Here is a 15505-nt window from a genome sequence, read left to right as displayed (position 1 = left end):
GATATGCAGCATTCGATGGCGCAGCGTCAGCACGCGCTCGCACCCGGGCTCACCGAGTTCCACGCCGTCATGCGCACCGGCAGTTACGCCGCCGCCGCGGCCGCACTGAAGCTCACCCCCACCACGGTGAGCCGCTCGATCCACCGCCTCGAACAGCGCCTGCACCTGCGCCTGTTCGAGGCGCACGGCCGCGGCATCGCCCCCACCCCCGCCGCCGTCGAGCTCGCCCTGTACGCCGAACGCGCGCTCGACGGCCTCGCCCTGGGCCTGCACCGCGCGGATCTCAAGGCCTCCCCGGCGCCGCTGATCCGCCTCGGCTTCATCCGCACCCTCGGGGCCTCGTTCGTCCCCCGGTCGGTGGCCGGGTTCCGCCGGCTGCACCCCGACGTCCAGTTCGTCTTCGAGCTGGGCGTGACCGATGGCCTGCTCGACGAGGTGGCCGGTCACCGCATCGACGCCGCCCTCGTCTCGCCGCCGCCGCGACGGGAGGGCCTGGTGGTGACGCCGCTGTTCGACCAGGCGCTAGTGCTGGTGGCGCCGCCGGACTCGCCCTTCGCGACGCGGCCCGAGGTCTCCCTCGCGGAGCTGTCGGACGAGGGCTTCATCCTGGCGCGGACGGGTCTGGGCACGCGCTCCGCGACCGACGAGCTGTTCCGGGGCGTCGGATTCGAACCGCGCATCGTCCTCGAGACCGAGGACATGGCCATGGCCCGCGCGATGGCGCAACAGGGGCTCGGGCTCGCCCTCGTCCCCGGGCCGGCACCGGGCGACCCCCCGTTCCCGCACGGGCACGTGCGGCTCACCGACCCCGAGGCCGTGCGCTCGGTGGTGGCGGTAACCGCCGCCGACGGTGCCGACGACTCGCCCGCCGCCGACTTCGCCCGCTTCCTCGCCGCGCCGTGATTCCGCGCGACGATCGCGGAGCGGAGGGGGCACGTGAGAGGCGCCGGCGTGACGTCCGCGCAAGGGCTCGGTGAATTCTGTGAGATCCGGTCACGATCCGGGGCCGTGCTGGTGGAGGCTGTGCAAAGCTGAGCGGCGTAGTCCGTCCTCCCTTGCCGAAAGCTGAGCGAACCATGCCGGAGTTCGTATCGACGTCCCGTCCCCGCCGCCTCGTGACCGGGCTCATCGCGCTGCTCGGCGCGATCGCCCTCACCCTGGGCACCGCACTCGCCGGGGCCGCGGCCTGGGCCGCGACCACCGTGCTCGTGGTGCCCGGCACCGGCACCAAGGATCCGTCGAAGGTCCCGGGCTATCAGGAGAACGTCGTCGGCTACTACGTGGCGCCGACGGGTGCGTGCGGCGCCGAGGACTGCGTCGCGAAGCCGGTCCCGTACATCGCCGAGTTCTGGCCCGTGCCGCTGCCGGGCTGGGGCGGCCTCGAGGGCGCGAAGTGGGACGACTCGGTCGGCAGCGGCGTCACGAGCCTGAACGAGCAGTACGCCGCGACCGATCCGGACTCCCCGATCGTGATCTTCGGGTACTCGCAGGGCGGCACCGTGGTCAGCGCGGTCAAGAAGCAGCTCGCCGAGAACGGCGGTGTGCCGGACAACGTCTCGTTCGTGCTGATCGGCAACGCAAGTCGCCCCAACGGCGGCCTGTTCACCCGGCCGTCGTTCCTCGGGCACATCCCGATCCTCGACGTGACCTTCGGCCCCGGCACCCCGACGAACACCACCACGCCCGGCAGGATCAACACGACGGACGTGGCCTTCCAGTACGACGGCGTCACCGACTTCCCCAAGTACCCCGTGAACCTGCTGGCCACGGCCAACGCGCTCGTCGGGTTCTGGTACGTGCACGGGACGATGCTCTCTCCCAAGGGATCCGACGCCCCGTCGGAGCAGCCCATCGGGTACACGCCCGACGAGGTCCGCGCCGCCGTCGCCGCGGCCACCGAGAACTGCACGGCCGGCACCTACTGCCAGGTCAGCGGCGACACCCGCTACGTCACACTGCCGGCGAAGATCCTCCCGCTCATGCTGCCGCTGCTCGATCTCGGCAAGGCCACCGGCACCACCGCCCTGCTCACTCCGTTCGTCGACCTGGTCTCGCCGGTCGCGCGGGTGCTCATCGAAACCGGCTACGACCGCAGCGATTACGGCGCCGCGACCCCGTTCGGCGTGTTCCCGGCCATCAAGCCGCTGGACCTCGGCCTCGGCCTGCTCGGCGCCGGAATTCAGGGCGTCGGTCAGGCGCTGACCGGCACGGGCGACGCCTCCCGCTACCTCGCGCCGAAGCCCACGGCACCGGCCACGACCGACGCGGAGAAGAGCACCTCCGCCTCGGCCACGGCGACGTCCGCCGAGCGGACGACCACGGAGCAGTCGCCGCTGCTGCAGCTCGTGAAGAACACGACCTCGCAGGCGGATCCGTCTCCGACGACGACGGCGTCGAGCGGCACCGTCGAGCCGAGCACGACGGCCACGCGGGGCACGACCGAGCCGACCACCGCGACCGCGACCACCGGGACGCAGGAGAGCACGGCGCCGGAGTCCGGGACCCCGGCGGCGACGGGCACCGGTGAGCCCGGCACCGTCGAGCGGACCGGCTCCGCGACCGAGACCGGCTCCGCGACGGCGGGTTCGGCGACCGAGACCGCACCGTCGACCGGGACCGAGCAGCCGGCCGCGGAGGCGACCGAGGACGCGACGGACGAGACCGTGGTGACGGCCACCGCGGCCTGAGGGACTACTCGCCGGAGAAGAAGGCGGCGGTCCGCTCGCCCTGCGCGCGGGCGTGCTCCTCGGGCACGCCGGCGGCGATGCTCGCCTCGGCCCAGCTCTGCGCCGCGGCGGCGACGAGCGCCTTGGCGGCGGGCGTCGCGAAGAACGCCTCGGCGTCCTCGGGGCGGTCCTGACCCGTGGTGATCAGCGCGTTCAGGCCGAGGAAGGCCAGGTCCCAGCCGACGCCGGTGGCGCCGGGGCCGAACTGCTCGTAGAAGTCCCGCACGTTCTCGCCCGAGTGCGTCAGCGTGAGGCGGGCACCGTCACCGTCGGGCTCGACGACGACCTCGACCTGCGAGGTGCCGCCCATGATCTCCCAGGAGACGAGGTAGCGGTGCGGCGCGTCGCACTCGAGGACGGTGCCGCCGGCGTTGCCCTCCACCTGGAAGCGACCGCCGAGGGCCAGCTCGCCGGTCACGGGCGCGAACCAGCGCGGCAGGCGCTCGGCGCTGGTGACGGCGTCCCAGAGGTCGGCGACGTCGGTGGGGTAGGTCTGGCTGAGCGAGCCGGAGACGTGGACGTCCCCCTCGCCGGTGTCGCGCACCTCGGCGCGGCGGGTGACCGCGGCGGGCTGGGTCGCGGCGAGATCGTCGATGTCGTAAGTCATTGCTCTTCCTTGTCTGCAGTCGATCGGCGCGCCTTCTTGCCGCGCGATATCTCGGTCCCGAGGGCCCACAACTTCGGCTCCCAGAAGTGACGGAAAGGGACCAGCCAGTCGTCGACCTCCCGAAGGGGCTCGGGCTGCACCGAATACAGCCGTCGCGCGCCCTCGGGGCGGACCGCGACGAAGCCGGCCTCACGCAACACCTTCAGGTGCTGCGAGACCGCGGGCTGACTGATCCCGAAACGCGCACGCACCTCGTCGCTCAGTTCACCCGCCGAGAGCTCCCCGCGAGCGAGGAGCTCGATCAGGTGGCGGCGGACGGGGTCACCGAGGACGTCGAAGGCGTGCACATCACGAGTATTTCACTACAGGCTTATATAAGTCAAGGGTTAAGCGAGTTCTGCGCGGCGCCTACCCGACGGTGACGGTGATCGTGCGCTCCACGGTGGGCTCGTTCAGGCGCGACGTATCGACCTTGAGCACCTCCAGGCTGTCCTGCAAGCCGTTCGCCAGCGTCTTCGCCTTGAGCTGGAACGGCGTCCGCGGGCCGGCGATCCCCGCGAGGCCGAAGTCGCTGTCGTTGGCGATGTAGAGGGTCTTCCCGCCGTCGAGCGTGGCGAGGCCCTCCACCTTGTCGTGGCCGTAGAACTTCCCGGCGGGGTTGAGCTTGTCGACGAGCCCGCTGAGGTCGAGCGCCATCGTCTTGCGGACCGGCGTGATGCCCGCCCCCTTGAGCGCGGCCTCGGCCTCGGCGCTGGTGCCGGTTCCGACGAGGGTCTCGGGGTTCTGCTCGCCGAGCGCGGTCGCCCCGTCGAGGCTGATTCGGTACACCGACTTGTTCGCCTTGGGCGCGGTCTTGCCGTCGCGCTCGTCGACGAGGAACTCCCGGTCGGAGATCGCGGTGATCTCGGAGACGGCCTTCTTGGTGTTCTTGGGATCGTCGAGCGGGTACGCGTACTGCTGCACCGCCTTGGTCGCCAGGTCGATCACCACGATGCGGGTCACCGGAACCTCCTTGGCGCTGCCACTCAGCCCGGGAACGCTCAACGCGGACTGCATGATTCCCACCAGCCGCTTCCCGTCGGGCGTGACGGTCAGGCCCTCCATGCCCTGATTCGGCGTGCGGTTGCGGAGCACCTCCGGCAGGCCCTTGCCGGGCGCGAGGCGCTCGAGCTCCTGCCCGTTGGCGTCGAAGTGGATCAGGAAGGGGCCGTATTCGTCCGACACCCAGAACGAGCCGTCGGGCAGCGCGACGAGGCCCTCGGAGTCGATGCCGTGGTCGCCGGGCGGCAGCTCGCCGCCGTCCAGGTCGAGCATCTTCTCGCCGGTCGGCGCGGCCGTATCGCCCAGGCCGTTGAGCGGGCGGCCGTCGCGGCCCTTGAGCGTGATGACGCTCTGCAGCTTCACCGCACCGTCCTCGAGCAGGAACCGGCCGATCTGCGGGGTGAAGTCGGGCGTGACGGCGACCTTCTCGTCCTTGCCCGGACCGTCGACGTTGGGTCCGCGGTCGGTGAGGCCGTAGAACTCGCCCTGCGCGCCCGGCACGGGCGTCCACGACGAGCCGTAACCGCTGCCGTCGATCGAGACGCCGCCGACGGTGGCGAGCGGCGGGATGTCGGACGAGTACAGCGCGACGGCCGGCGAGACGACGGCCTGCAGATCGACCTTCCCGGTGAAGCCCGCCTTGGGCTTGAAGACCAGGGCGCCGCCCTTGGCCGCTTCGACGGTGCCGTCGGGCGTCGGCTTCACGTCCACGACCGCCCCGCCCTGCGCGAAGCCCGCGAGCTGCGCCGCGGTGATGGTCAGCGCGGAGTTCGTGCCCGTCTTGAGGTCCAGCTTCGCGGCGTCGTCGTCACCCCCGGAGGAGCAGGCGGCGAGGGCGCCGCCCGCGAGGACGGCGACGAGGGCGGCGGCGAGAGGGCGATTCGAGCGCATGCCCTGTGCTTACCAGACCGGGGTGAACCGCGCCTGGACCCCGATCGGCTACTCGATACGGTTGCCCTCGGCGTCCCAGTGCTCGGCGACCTTCTTGCTGGGCTGCACGCGCGGGGGCTCGCCGGGCATCTTGGGGTAGTCGGGCGGGTAGTTCAGCTCGACGGGGTGCTGCTCCCACAGCTCCAGCAGCGGGGTCAGATCGTGCGCGACGTCGTCCATGTCGGCCCACGGGTTCCCGTCGGCGAGCCGCTCGGGCACGGTGAACAGGTTGAGCTCGTGCGGGTCCTTCAGCTCGGCCAGCGCGTCCCACGTGAGCGGCGTCGAGACGGTGGCGCCCTGCACCGCGCGCAGCGACCACGCGGAGGCGATGGTGCGGTCGCGGCTGTTCTGGTTGTAGTCCACGAAGATCCTTGTCCCCCGCTCCTCCTTCCACCACGCGGTGGTCACCCCGTCGTCGCGCTTCTCCAGTTCGCGACCGAAGGCGATGGCGGCGTGGCGCACGTCCACGAAGTCCCACCGCGGCGCGATGCGGATGAAGACGTGCACGCCGCGGTTGCCGGAGGTCTTGCAGTACGCCCGCAGACCGAGGTCGTCGGCCAGCTCCCTTGCGATGCCCGCGACCCGTACCGCGTCGCGGAAGTCGGTGCCGGGCTGGGGATCGAGGTCGATCCGCAGCTCGTCGGGATGATCCACATCGGCGCTGCGCACCGGCCAGGGGTGGAAGGTGATGGTGCCCATCTGCGCGCACCACACCGGGATCGCGATCTCCGACGGGCACAGCTCGTCGGCGGGGCGACCGGACGGGAAAGCGATGCGCACCGTCTTCGCGTAGTCGGGCGCGCCCTTCATCATCCGCTTCTGGTAGAAGCCGTCCGCGTCCTTGTCCTGCGGGCCCTGCGCGAGCCGGCCGCCGGGATGCACGCCGCCGGGCCACCGCTCGAGCGCCGTGGGGCGGTCGCCGATGGCCGCGAGCAGCGCCTCGCCGACGGCGGCGAAGTACTGCGCCACCTGGAGTTTGGAGACCTCGGGGGTGAGGTCGGTGGCGGGATAGATGATCCGGTCCGGGCTCGAGACCCGGACGGCGCGGTCACCTCCATCGCCACCGGGCCCGGGGACGATCACCTCGGCTGCCGGGGCCTTCGCCATCACTCGCCCTCCTGCAGAACGTCGTCGAGGTCGTAGGTGACGGGGACCTCGAGCTGCTCGTAGCCACAGCTCGACGGGTCGCGGTCGGGTCGCCAGCGCCGGAACTTGGCGGTGTGCCGCAGGCGCATTCCCTCCATCTGGTCGTAGTCGAACTCGACGACCAGTTCGGGGCGCACGGGCACCCACTCCCCCGTCTTCTCCGGGGTGGCCCAGCGGTTGGGCTCGCCCTGCACGGACTCGGCGGTGCGCATGGGCTCGAGCAGTTGCAGGTACTCCTCGCGCTTGGCGGCGGTGAAGGCGCCGATGCCGCCGATCGGCAGCAGCTGCCCGTCCTGGTGGAGGCCGAGCAGGACGGAGCCGACGGCGTTCGGCTGCGACTTGTGCATCCGGTAGCCGATGACCACGGCCTCGGCGGTGCGGGCGTGTTTGACCTTGATCATCTCCCGCTTGCCGGGCAGGTAGTGCCCGTCGACCCGCTTGGAGATCACCCCGTCGAGTCCGGCGCCCTCGAAGCGCTCGAACCAGTCGGCAGCGGCGCCCGCATCGGTGGTGACGCGGCTGATCTTGCAGGTCCCGGTGCCGGCGTACGCGGAGACGAGCACCTGGCGGCGCGCGCTGAAGGGCTTGCCCGTGAGGTCCACGTCCGCCATCGCGATCGCGTCGAAGCCGATGAAGATCGCCGGGGTCTCCTCCGAGAGCTTGGTGATCCGGGACTCCGCCGGGTGGATGCGCGCGGAGAGCGACTCCCAGTCGAGCCGCTTGCGGCCCTCGCGGTGCACGGCGACGGCGATCTCCCCGTCGAGCACGCAGCGTTCGGGAAGCTCCGCCCGCGCGGCCGCGACCACCTCGGGGAAGTACCGGCCGAGGTCCTTGCCGCTGCGCGAGCCGATGAAGACCTCGTCGCCGTCGCGGAAGATGAGGGCACGGAAACCGTCCCACTTGGGCTCGTGCGAGTATCCCTCGCCGGGCACGGCCTTGGCGGCCTTCGCGAGCATGGGATCCAGCGGCGGGTTCACGGGGAGGTCCACGTGTCCGATCGTAGGCGTCACCGCCGACATCGGGACCGGACCCGCGGACCCCGGCCGCTAGCCCATGCTCTTCTGGCCGTCGATGCTCTCGCGGATGATGTCGGCGTGGCCGGCGTGGTGCGCGGTCTCGCCGGCGATGTGCAGGAAGACGCGGCGCACGGTCCAGAACACGCCCGGCGGCTGCCACGGCGCCTCGGGCAGCTCGAAGGCCGTGTCAAGATCGAGGGTGCGCACCAGCTCGTCGGTGGCGGCCGCGACCTTCTCGTGCTCGGCGAGGACACCCTCGATGGTCTCGCCGTCGGTGAGGCGGAACGTGTTCGCGAAAGCCTCCTGCTGCTCCGGCGTGATGTTCTCGAAGTCGATGTCGTCCATCGCGTGGCCCTTGCCCACCGCGAAGTCCTGCCAGCCCTTCTCGACCTCGGTCACGTGCTTGATGAGGCCGCCCACGGTCAGCTCGCTGACGGTGCTGCGGGTGCCGGCCTGCTCGTCCGTCAGCCCCTGCGCGGTGAAACGCAGGAAATGCCGGCGTTCGGCGAGGAAGCTGAGGATGTCGTTGCGCTCTGCGGAGATGTTCTGGGTCTCGGTCATGAACACAAGGCTACGAGCGATTAGTGTCAGTTTCTGTCCTTAATGCAGAACACACTGGAAGACATGGCGAACACGAGCTCCCGAACCCTGCGGCTGCTGTCCCTGCTGCAGACCCACCGCTACTGGCCGGGCTCCGAACTGGCCGACCGGCTCGAGGTGTCGGTGCGCACGCTGCGCCGCGACATCGAGCGCCTGCGCGACCTCGGCTACCCCGTCTCCGCCACGCGCGGCGTGGACGGCGGGTACCAGCTGGCCGCCGGCGCCGCGCTGCCGCCGCTGGTCCTCGACGACGAGGAGGCGGTGGCGATCGCCGTCGGGCTGCAGACCGCCGCGCAGGGCGGGATCGCCGGCATCGCCGAGACCTCCGTCCGCGCGCTCGGCAAGGTCGCCGCCGTGATGCCGCCCCGGCTGCGCAAGCGGGTCGAGGCACTGGGCGCCGTCACCCAGCCCGCGACGCTGAGCGGCGGCCCCGCCGTCGATCCGCGGATCCTCACCGGCCTGGCCGAGGCCTGCCGGGCCGAGGAGCGACTCGAATTCGGCTATACCGCCGCCGACGGCGCGCGCACCGAGCGGCTCACCGAGCCGCTGCGCCTGGTGCCGCTCGGGCGGCGCTGGTACCTCGTGGCCTACGACCTGTACCGCCACGACTGGCGCAGCTTCCGGCTCGACCGGATCAGCGGACCGTCGAGAACCGGAGTGCGGTTCCGTCCGCGCGAGCTCCCCGCCGAGGACGCCGCGGCGTACGTCCGCGCCGCCGTCGGCCAGCGCACGCCCGGGCACTCGATCGAGCTGCTGGTGGACGCGCCCGCCGAGCGCGTGCGCGCGCGCATCGGCCGCTGGGCCCGGTTGGAGGAGACGCCCGGCGGCACCGTCGTGCGGATGGAGGCGGACACGCTGGACTGGCCGGCGATGGCGATCGCGGTGCTCGACGCCGACGTCACCGTGATCGAGCCGGCGGAACTGCTCGACCACGTCGCAAGGTGGGCCGAGAATCTCGGCCGCGTGCGCGGCGTTCGTAAACTGGAGCGGTGACTGCTGGACGGTACGCGCCGAGCCCCTCGGGCGATCTGCACGTGGGCAATCTGCGCACCGCGCTCCTGGCCTGGCTGTTCGCCCGCTCGACGGGCCGGGAGTTCCTCCTGCGCGTCGAGGATCTGGACCGGGTGGCCGGCGGTGCCGAGGCCCGGCAACTCGCCGACCTCGCCGCGATCGGCCTGGACTGGGACGGAGCGCCCGTGCGGCAGTCCGCCCGCACCGACGTGTACGCGGCGGCGCTGACACGGCTCGACGTGTACGAGTGCTACTGCACCCGGCGGGAGATCCTCGCGGCCCCGTCGGCGCCGCACGCGCCGGAGGGCGCGTACCCGGGGACCTGTCGCGACCTCACCGAGGCGCAACGGGTGGAACGGCGGCGCGAGCGCCCGGCCGCCCTGCGGCTGCGCGCGACCGTCGACGAGTTCACGGTCACCGACGTGCTGCACGGCGAATACACCGGCGCGGTCGATGATTTCGTGCTCCGGCGCGGCGACGGGACGTACGCCTACAACCTCGCCGTGGTGGTCGACGACGCCGCGCAGGGCGTCGACCAGGTGGTGCGCGGCGACGATCTGCTCTCCTCCGCGCCGCGGCAGGCCTACCTCGGGACGCTGCTCGGCGATCCGCCGCCGACCTACGCCCACGTACCGATGGTGCTGGGCCCCAACGGCGTCCGGCTCGCCAAGCGCGACGGTGCCGTCACCCTCGCCGACCGCGGGGGGCCGGGGGTCGTGCTGCCGGAGATCGCCGCGAGCCTCGGGCTGCGCGGGCGCACCCCGCGCGAGATGCTCGACGACTTCGATCCGGCACGGCTTCCGCGCGAGCCGTGGACGTTGCCGCTCTGATCGCGGGCTACGCCGGCCCCGGGCGGCCGCTCTCGTGCCGGCCGTGGCGCACCCGTGCACCGTGGGCGCTGGGTACGTCCACTCCGTGCCGCACCAGGTTGCTCGCCGTGATGCCGGAGGCGAACCCCCGCATCCATCCCGGTGCCCCGCTCCGCGTCCCCGAGGCGCTGCGAGCGCCGCCGAAGACCTTCCTGAACTGCTGAATCCTCATGCCAGAAACGGTATCCGGGGCCGATCGCCGCGCCCAGGTGTGCGGTGCCGCAATTCCTCAAGATCCGGCCACGGGCCGGCCGGCGCTGCGGCCGACGTCGCTGCCCCGGAACTTCTCGCGGTACGCCGTGGGAGCGAGACCGGTCTGCCGCTTGAAGTGGTACCGCAGGGTCTCCTCGGCGTCGAAGCCCGCACGACCGGTGATCGTCGTGATCGAGTCGTTGGTGGGTCTCGAGCAGTCGCATGGCGCGGTAGACCCGTTGCCGCATCAGCCATTCCAGCGGCGCGACACCGGTGTACTGCCGGAACCGCCGGTGCAGCGTGCGGCGCGAGACACCGGCCCGGGTCGCCATGTCGTCGAGTCCCTTCACTCCGCCGATGCCGTGCGCGAGCCCCTGTAGGAAGTCCGCGAACCGCTTGTCCATGTCCGGCCGCAGGGTGTCGATGTTGACGAACTGCGACTGGTCGCCGTCGCGGTGCGGCGCGACCACCAGGCGACGGGCCACCTCGTTGGCGGTGCCCGCACCGTGATCGCTGCGGATCAGGTGCAGGCACAGGTCGAGGCCGGCGGCCGAGCCCGCTCCCGTGAGCACCGGCCCGTCCTGGATGTAGAGCTCCGACGGCGTGACGTGCACGCGCGGGAAACGGAACTGCAGCAGGCCCGCGTGCCGCCAGTGCGTGGTGGCGCGGCGGCCGTCGAGCAGGCCCGCGCCCGCGAGCGCGAACGCGCCGGTGCAGATGGAGACGATCCTGGCTCCGCCGCGCGCCGCGGCCCGCAGCGGCTCGTGCCATTCCGGGTTGGAGTCCGTGCGCGGGTCCGTCACCGCGGTGACGATGACGGTGTCGGCACTCGCGATCTCGTCGAGGCCGTACCCGGGGTGCAGGACCGCGCCGCCGAGCGTGCGCACCCCGTCGGCCGGGCCGCAGCCGCGCACGTCGTAGCCGAGCGAGGGGAGGTCGTTCCACGCGAACCCGAGCGCCTCGACCACGGTCCCGTACTCGAGCATCGTCATCCCGTCGCAGACGGGCAGCGCGACCACGTGGGGCATGTCCGAATCCTACTGGGGCCGACGCCCGGCCGGAGTGGACAAACGTCCGGTCGTTCGTCTCATGGGTCCTTGAGACGAACGCCCGGACGTTTGCGTGTCGCGGCGGGCTGACTAGTCCGACTTGGCGAGGTGCTGCTGGGTTCCCTTGTAGTAGCGGCCCAGGAACTCCTCCTTGAAGTCCCAGTACGTGCCGTCGAGCATCGACGCCCGGATCTTCGCGACCAGGGAGACGATGAACTGCTCGTTGTGGATCGTCGCGAGCGTGGCCGCGAGGCTCTCCTTCGCCTTGAACAGGTGATGGATGTACGCGCGGGTGTACTGCGAGGTGAAGTTCTCCGTCTCGGGATCGAGCGGGCGGAAGTCCGTCTTGAACCGCGAGTTGGTCACGTTGTAGCGACCGTCGAGCGAGTAGATCGCACCGTTGCGCGCCACCCGCGACGGCGAGACGCAGTCGAAGGTGTCGATGCCCTGCTCGATCGCGGCGAAGATGTCGTCCGGCTCGGAGATGCCGAGGAGGTGCTTGGGCTTGTCCTCCTCGAGCTCCTGGTTCACCCAGCGCACGATCGTCGCCAGGTTCGCCTTCTCCAGCGCGCCGCCGATGCCGTAACCGCCGAAGCCGAGGCCGCCGGCCAGCCGGTCCTCCTCGCTCAGCGCGCGCAGGTCCTTGGCCGCCTTGCGGCGCAGGTCCTCGTACTGCGCACCCTGCACCACGCCCCACAGCGAGATCGCGTCGTGCCGCTGCGCGGTGAGCCAGTTGTGCTCGGAGAGGCAGCGACGGGCCCACAGGCGCGTGCGCTCCAGCGACTCCACCTGGTAGGCGCGGGTGTTGTGCAGGGTGGTCAGCTCGTCGAAGGCGAAGATGATGTCGGCGCCCAGCTGGTGCTGGATCTGCATCGACACCTCCGGCGTGAACCGGTGCTCCGTGCCGTCGAGGTGGCTGCGGAAGGTCACGCCGTCGTCGTCGACGCGGGAGAGCCGGTCCTTGCCCTCGGCGATGGCGTCGTCGCCCTGCAGCTCCTCGCCGCCGCCCATGTCGATGACCTTCTTGAAGCCCGACCCGAGCGACATCACCTGGAAGCCACCGGAATCGGTGAAGGTGGGGCCGTCCCAGTTCATGAACGCGCCCAGGCCGCCGGCCTGCTCCACGATCTCCGGACCGGGCTGCAGGTACAGGTGGTAGGCGTTCGCGAGCACCGCCTGTGCGCCGAGGTCGGAGACCGCCTCGGGCATGACGGTCTTCACCGTCGCCTTGGTCCCGACGGGGATGAAGGCGGGCGTGAGGATCTCACCGTGCGGCGTGAGCAGGCGGCCGGCGCGGCCGAGCGGACCGTCGGGGCCCTCGAGGCGACCGTCGATGTCGAACCGCGTCGGGTCGCTGATGTGCTCGCTCTGCAGGCGCGTCCGGCTGGTCATGGACCGGTAGTCCGAGCGCAGCGCGCTGAGCTCCGCGGCGATCGCCTTGTTCTGCTCGCGCAGCTGCGCGATCTCGTCGCTCGTGCGGTCGCCGCGCGAGCGCTCGCGGATCGGGCCGGTGGTGGTGTGATCCGGCACCGGGACGCCGGGCCGGGCCACCGGGTACTCCCGGGTGTCCTGCACGACCGACTCGGGCAGCTCGGCCGCCGGGGCGTTGACCTCGACCACCGGGTTCTCGTCCGTGGTCGCGGCCGGCACCGGCTCGGTGGCCGGCTCGTCCTTGCCGAGCGGAACCAGCGGCACGGGCGCCGTCGGTGCGACGCTGGGCCGCGCGACGCCGTTGCTGTGGCCGTTGACGCCGGCGGACTCGACTCGGGCGGCACCGCGGGCGTACTCGTCCGTCGCGCCGACCGGGGCCAGCTGCTCGGTCGGCACCGGGATCTCCGCCGTGGTCTGCGCGGGGATCGCCGCGGTGTCGGCGGTCGCGCCGCGGCCGAGCTGCGCGACGAGCGCCTCGCCCTCGATGTCGACGTTGGGCAGGATCTTGTCCAGCCACTTCGGCAGCCACCACGCCCACTTGCCCAGCAGCGTCATCACCGACGGGATGATCACCAGGCGCACGATGAAGGCGTCGAAGAGGACGGCGACGGCCAGGCCGAAGCCGATCTCCTTGATGAACACCTGCTCGTTGAGGATGAACGAGGCGAAGACCGAGATCATGATGATCGCCGCGGCGGTCACCACGCGGGCGCCGTACTGCACGCCCGTCACCACGGACTGCGTGGCATCGCCGGTGTGCACGAACTCCTCGCGCATCCGGGAGACCAGGAAGACCTGGTAGTCCATCGCGAGGCCGAAGACGATGCCGATCATGAAGATCGGCAGGAACGCCACCAGCGGCTGCGTGTTGTCGATCAGGCCGAGCGCACCGTCGGTGAAGATCGCCGAGGTGACGCCGAAGGTGGCGAGCACCGAGAGCAGGAAACCCAGGGCGGCCGTGATCGGCACCATGATCGAGCGGAAGGCGACGAGCAGCAGCACGAACGCCAGGCCCACCACGATGGCGAGGTAGAGCGGCAGGACACCGCCCGCGCTGATCTTGAAGCCGAGCTTCTCGGAGACGTCCATCTCGATGGCCGTGCTGCCCGCGACGCCGAGGTCCACGCCGAGGCGGCTCTCGGTGCCGGCGTCGCCGTTGGCCATGTTGCGGATCTTGGTCACCAGCGACTGGGTGTCGTCGTCGTTCGGGCCCGACTTGGGCGTGACGATGACCGTCGCCGCCTTGTTGTCGGGCGCGAGCTGCGCGATCTGCGCGTTCGCGACCAGCGGCGACAGCTCGGGGCTCGTGTTGAGCTTGTCCACGATCTGCGCGTAAGCGGCCAGGCGCTGGTTCGGCTGGGCGTCGGCACCGTCGAGGGCGACGAGCAGGGTGCCGTTGGCGCCCTTGCCCCAGGCGTCGGCGATGAGGTCGTAGGCCTGCCGCTCCGACGTGCTCTTCTCGCTCATGCCCGAGCCGGGCAGCGCGGTCTTCATGTCCTTGATCGGGATGGCGAGGATGCCGAGCACCGCGACGCCCGCGATCAGCGTGACGACGGGGACCTTCTTGATCAGGTGCGCCCAGCGCAGGCCGTTGGCGACCCGGCCCTCGCCCTCGTCGGTGTCCGGCGGGTGCAGGCCCTTGACGCGGCCGGCGAAGACCTTCGAGCCGAACAGGCCGAGCAGCGCCGGGAGCAGGGTCAGGGCCACGATCACGGCGATGAACACACCCCACGCGGCGGCGACGCCCATCTGGCCGAGGAAGTCCATGCCGATGAAGGCCAGCGCGGCGAGCGCGATGATCACCGTCAGGCCGGCGAAGATCACCGCGGTGCCGGCGGTGCCCACGGCGATGCCGGCGGCCTCCGCGCGTTGCTCCTTGGTCGTGGCGCCCAGTCGCCGGAGTTCGTGCCGATATCGGGACACGATGAACAGGGCGTAGTCGATGGTGACGGCCAGGCCGATCATCGAGGTCAGGACCGTGGGGAAGGTGCCGAGCTCGATGAAATGCGTGGCGAGCATGACGCCGCCGATGGCGACGGGCACGGCGATGATCGCGTTGATCAGCGGCAGGCCCCAGGCGACCAGCGAGGCGAAGGTGATGATGAGGACGATCGCGGCCACGATCATGCCGATGATCTCGCTCGTCGCGCCCAGGTCGGGCTCGCCGCGGGCGGCGGAACCGTCGGCCTCGATCTGCAGGGTGCCGTTGGAGGCGGACTCGCCGGCCTCGCGCGCCTTGGTGATGTCCTCGGAGAGCGACTTGGGCAGGTCGGTGACCTTGTCGACGAAGTTCACCGTGATCTTGGCGGTCTTGCCGTCCGGGCTGACCGACGAGGTCGCGGCGGCGTCGGCGTCCTTCTGCTGCGGCGACTTGGTCGACGCGATGTCCTTGCCCTGGGCCGTGATCGCCTCGAGCTGGGCGCGCTGGTCCGGGGTGAGCGCGTTCGGATCCAGCTTGCCCGTCGGGTTGTGCAGCAGCTCGCGGTCCTTGACCAGCGGCTCGTCGCGCTCGACGCCGTTCTCCGTGACCTTCTTGGTCAGGTTCTTGATGTCGGCGATCGTGCGATCGATGCCGGCCGCGGCGGCCGGATCGGTGAGCTTGCCGTCCTTGGCGTGGAAGACGATGGTCGCCGAGGCGGTGGTGAAGGGATCGCCGCCGCTGTCGCCGAAGTTCTCGGAGACGATGTTCGTCGCCTTCTCCGACGGCAGGCCGGGCAGCGAGAAGTTGTCGACGGTGGGCTTGCTCAGCGCGACACCGGCACCGAGCACTCCGACGAAGATCAACAGCCATACCGCGATGACTTTGAATCGGTTGAGGTAGGCGAACCTCCCCAGCCGGTACAGGAACAGTGCCATGCGAGTCACTCCGAGTCGTCGATGCGCGTCG

At 71.1% G+C, this 15505-nt stretch carries 11 protein-coding genes and 2 pseudogenes; 4 read left to right on the top strand and 9 right to left on the bottom strand.

Annotated features, from left to right (window positions below):
* Positions 1 to 3: 3 nt before the first annotated feature.
* Together BLQ62_RS02550 and BLQ62_RS02545 are read left to right on the top strand one after the other, a co-directional pair.
* Complete coding sequence (locus tag BLQ62_RS02550; protein WP_068564867.1) at positions 4 to 903, top strand: LysR family transcriptional regulator; 900 nt, start codon at positions 4 to 6, stop codon at positions 901 to 903.
* A 173-nt stretch (positions 904 to 1076) separates the two neighbouring features.
* Complete coding sequence (locus BLQ62_RS02545) at positions 1077 to 2687, top strand: PE-PPE domain-containing protein (protein ID WP_082756306.1); 1611 nt, start codon at positions 1077 to 1079, stop codon at positions 2685 to 2687.
* A gap of 4 nt (positions 2688 to 2691) precedes the next feature.
* Here BLQ62_RS02545 and BLQ62_RS02540 read toward each other — a convergent pair whose 3' ends face one another.
* The 6 genes from BLQ62_RS02540 to BLQ62_RS02515 form a co-directional block, all read right to left on the bottom strand.
* Positions 2692 to 3333 (bottom strand): SRPBCC family protein, encoded by a 642-nt coding sequence (locus tag BLQ62_RS02540; RefSeq protein WP_068564871.1) that lies wholly within the window; start codon positions 3331 to 3333, stop codon positions 2692 to 2694.
* Positions 3330 to 3680: an ArsR/SmtB family transcription factor gene (locus tag BLQ62_RS02535; protein WP_068564873.1), complete on the bottom strand. Its 351-nt coding sequence runs from the start codon at positions 3678 to 3680 to the stop codon at positions 3330 to 3332. Before BLQ62_RS02535 ends, BLQ62_RS02540 begins: the two co-directional genes overlap by 4 nt.
* Positions 3681 to 3741: 61 nt before the next feature.
* Positions 3742 to 5265, bottom strand: a complete 1524-nt coding sequence (locus tag BLQ62_RS02530; protein WP_068564875.1) for an esterase-like activity of phytase family protein — start codon at positions 5263 to 5265, stop codon at positions 3742 to 3744.
* A gap of 48 nt (positions 5266 to 5313) precedes the next feature.
* Positions 5314 to 6411, bottom strand: coding sequence for a DNA polymerase domain-containing protein (locus BLQ62_RS02525; RefSeq protein ID WP_068536980.1), 1098 nt, complete (start codon positions 6409 to 6411; stop codon positions 5314 to 5316).
* Positions 6411 to 7439 (bottom strand): ATP-dependent DNA ligase, encoded by a 1029-nt coding sequence (locus BLQ62_RS02520; RefSeq protein WP_068564878.1) that lies wholly within the window; start codon positions 7437 to 7439, stop codon positions 6411 to 6413. Before BLQ62_RS02520 ends, BLQ62_RS02525 begins: the two co-directional genes overlap by 1 nt.
* A 57-nt stretch (positions 7440 to 7496) precedes the next feature.
* Positions 7497 to 8027 carry a DinB family protein gene (locus BLQ62_RS02515; RefSeq protein WP_068537524.1) on the bottom strand — a complete coding sequence of 177 codons (531 nt, stop codon included), beginning with the start codon at positions 8025 to 8027 and terminating at the stop codon, positions 7497 to 7499.
* A gap of 63 nt (positions 8028 to 8090) precedes the next feature.
* On the opposite strand from BLQ62_RS02515, the gene BLQ62_RS02510 reads away from it, so the two are divergent.
* Positions 8091 to 9059, top strand: a complete 969-nt coding sequence (locus BLQ62_RS02510; RefSeq protein WP_068564951.1) for a helix-turn-helix transcriptional regulator — start codon at positions 8091 to 8093, stop codon at positions 9057 to 9059.
* Entirely contained in the window at positions 9056 to 9907 is an 852-nt protein-coding gene (gene gluQRS / locus BLQ62_RS24075; RefSeq protein ID WP_068564880.1) for a tRNA glutamyl-Q(34) synthetase GluQRS, read from the top strand. Before BLQ62_RS02510 ends, gluQRS begins: the two co-directional genes overlap by 4 nt.
* 437 nt (positions 9908 to 10344) lie before the next feature.
* Here gluQRS and BLQ62_RS24070 read toward each other — a convergent pair.
* The 3 genes and pseudogenes from BLQ62_RS24070 to BLQ62_RS02490 form a co-directional block, all read right to left on the bottom strand.
* Positions 10345 to 11166, bottom strand: a pseudogene (locus tag BLQ62_RS24070) (GlxA family transcriptional regulator); the annotation flags it as partial.
* A 111-nt stretch (positions 11167 to 11277) separates the two neighbouring features.
* Entirely contained in the window at positions 11278 to 12546 is a 1269-nt protein-coding gene (tgt, locus tag BLQ62_RS02495) for a tRNA guanosine(34) transglycosylase Tgt (RefSeq protein ID WP_414929907.1), read from the bottom strand.
* A gap of 603 nt (positions 12547 to 13149) precedes the next feature.
* Positions 13150 to 15474, bottom strand: a pseudogene (locus BLQ62_RS02490) (MMPL family transporter); the annotation flags it as partial.
* Positions 15475 to 15505 lie beyond the last annotated feature (31 nt).

The sequence above is a fragment of the Tsukamurella pulmonis genome, assembly GCF_900103175.1.
Classification (GTDB): domain Bacteria; phylum Actinomycetota; class Actinomycetes; order Mycobacteriales; family Mycobacteriaceae; genus Tsukamurella; species Tsukamurella pulmonis.
This window is presented reverse-complemented; position numbering and strand designations above follow the sequence as displayed.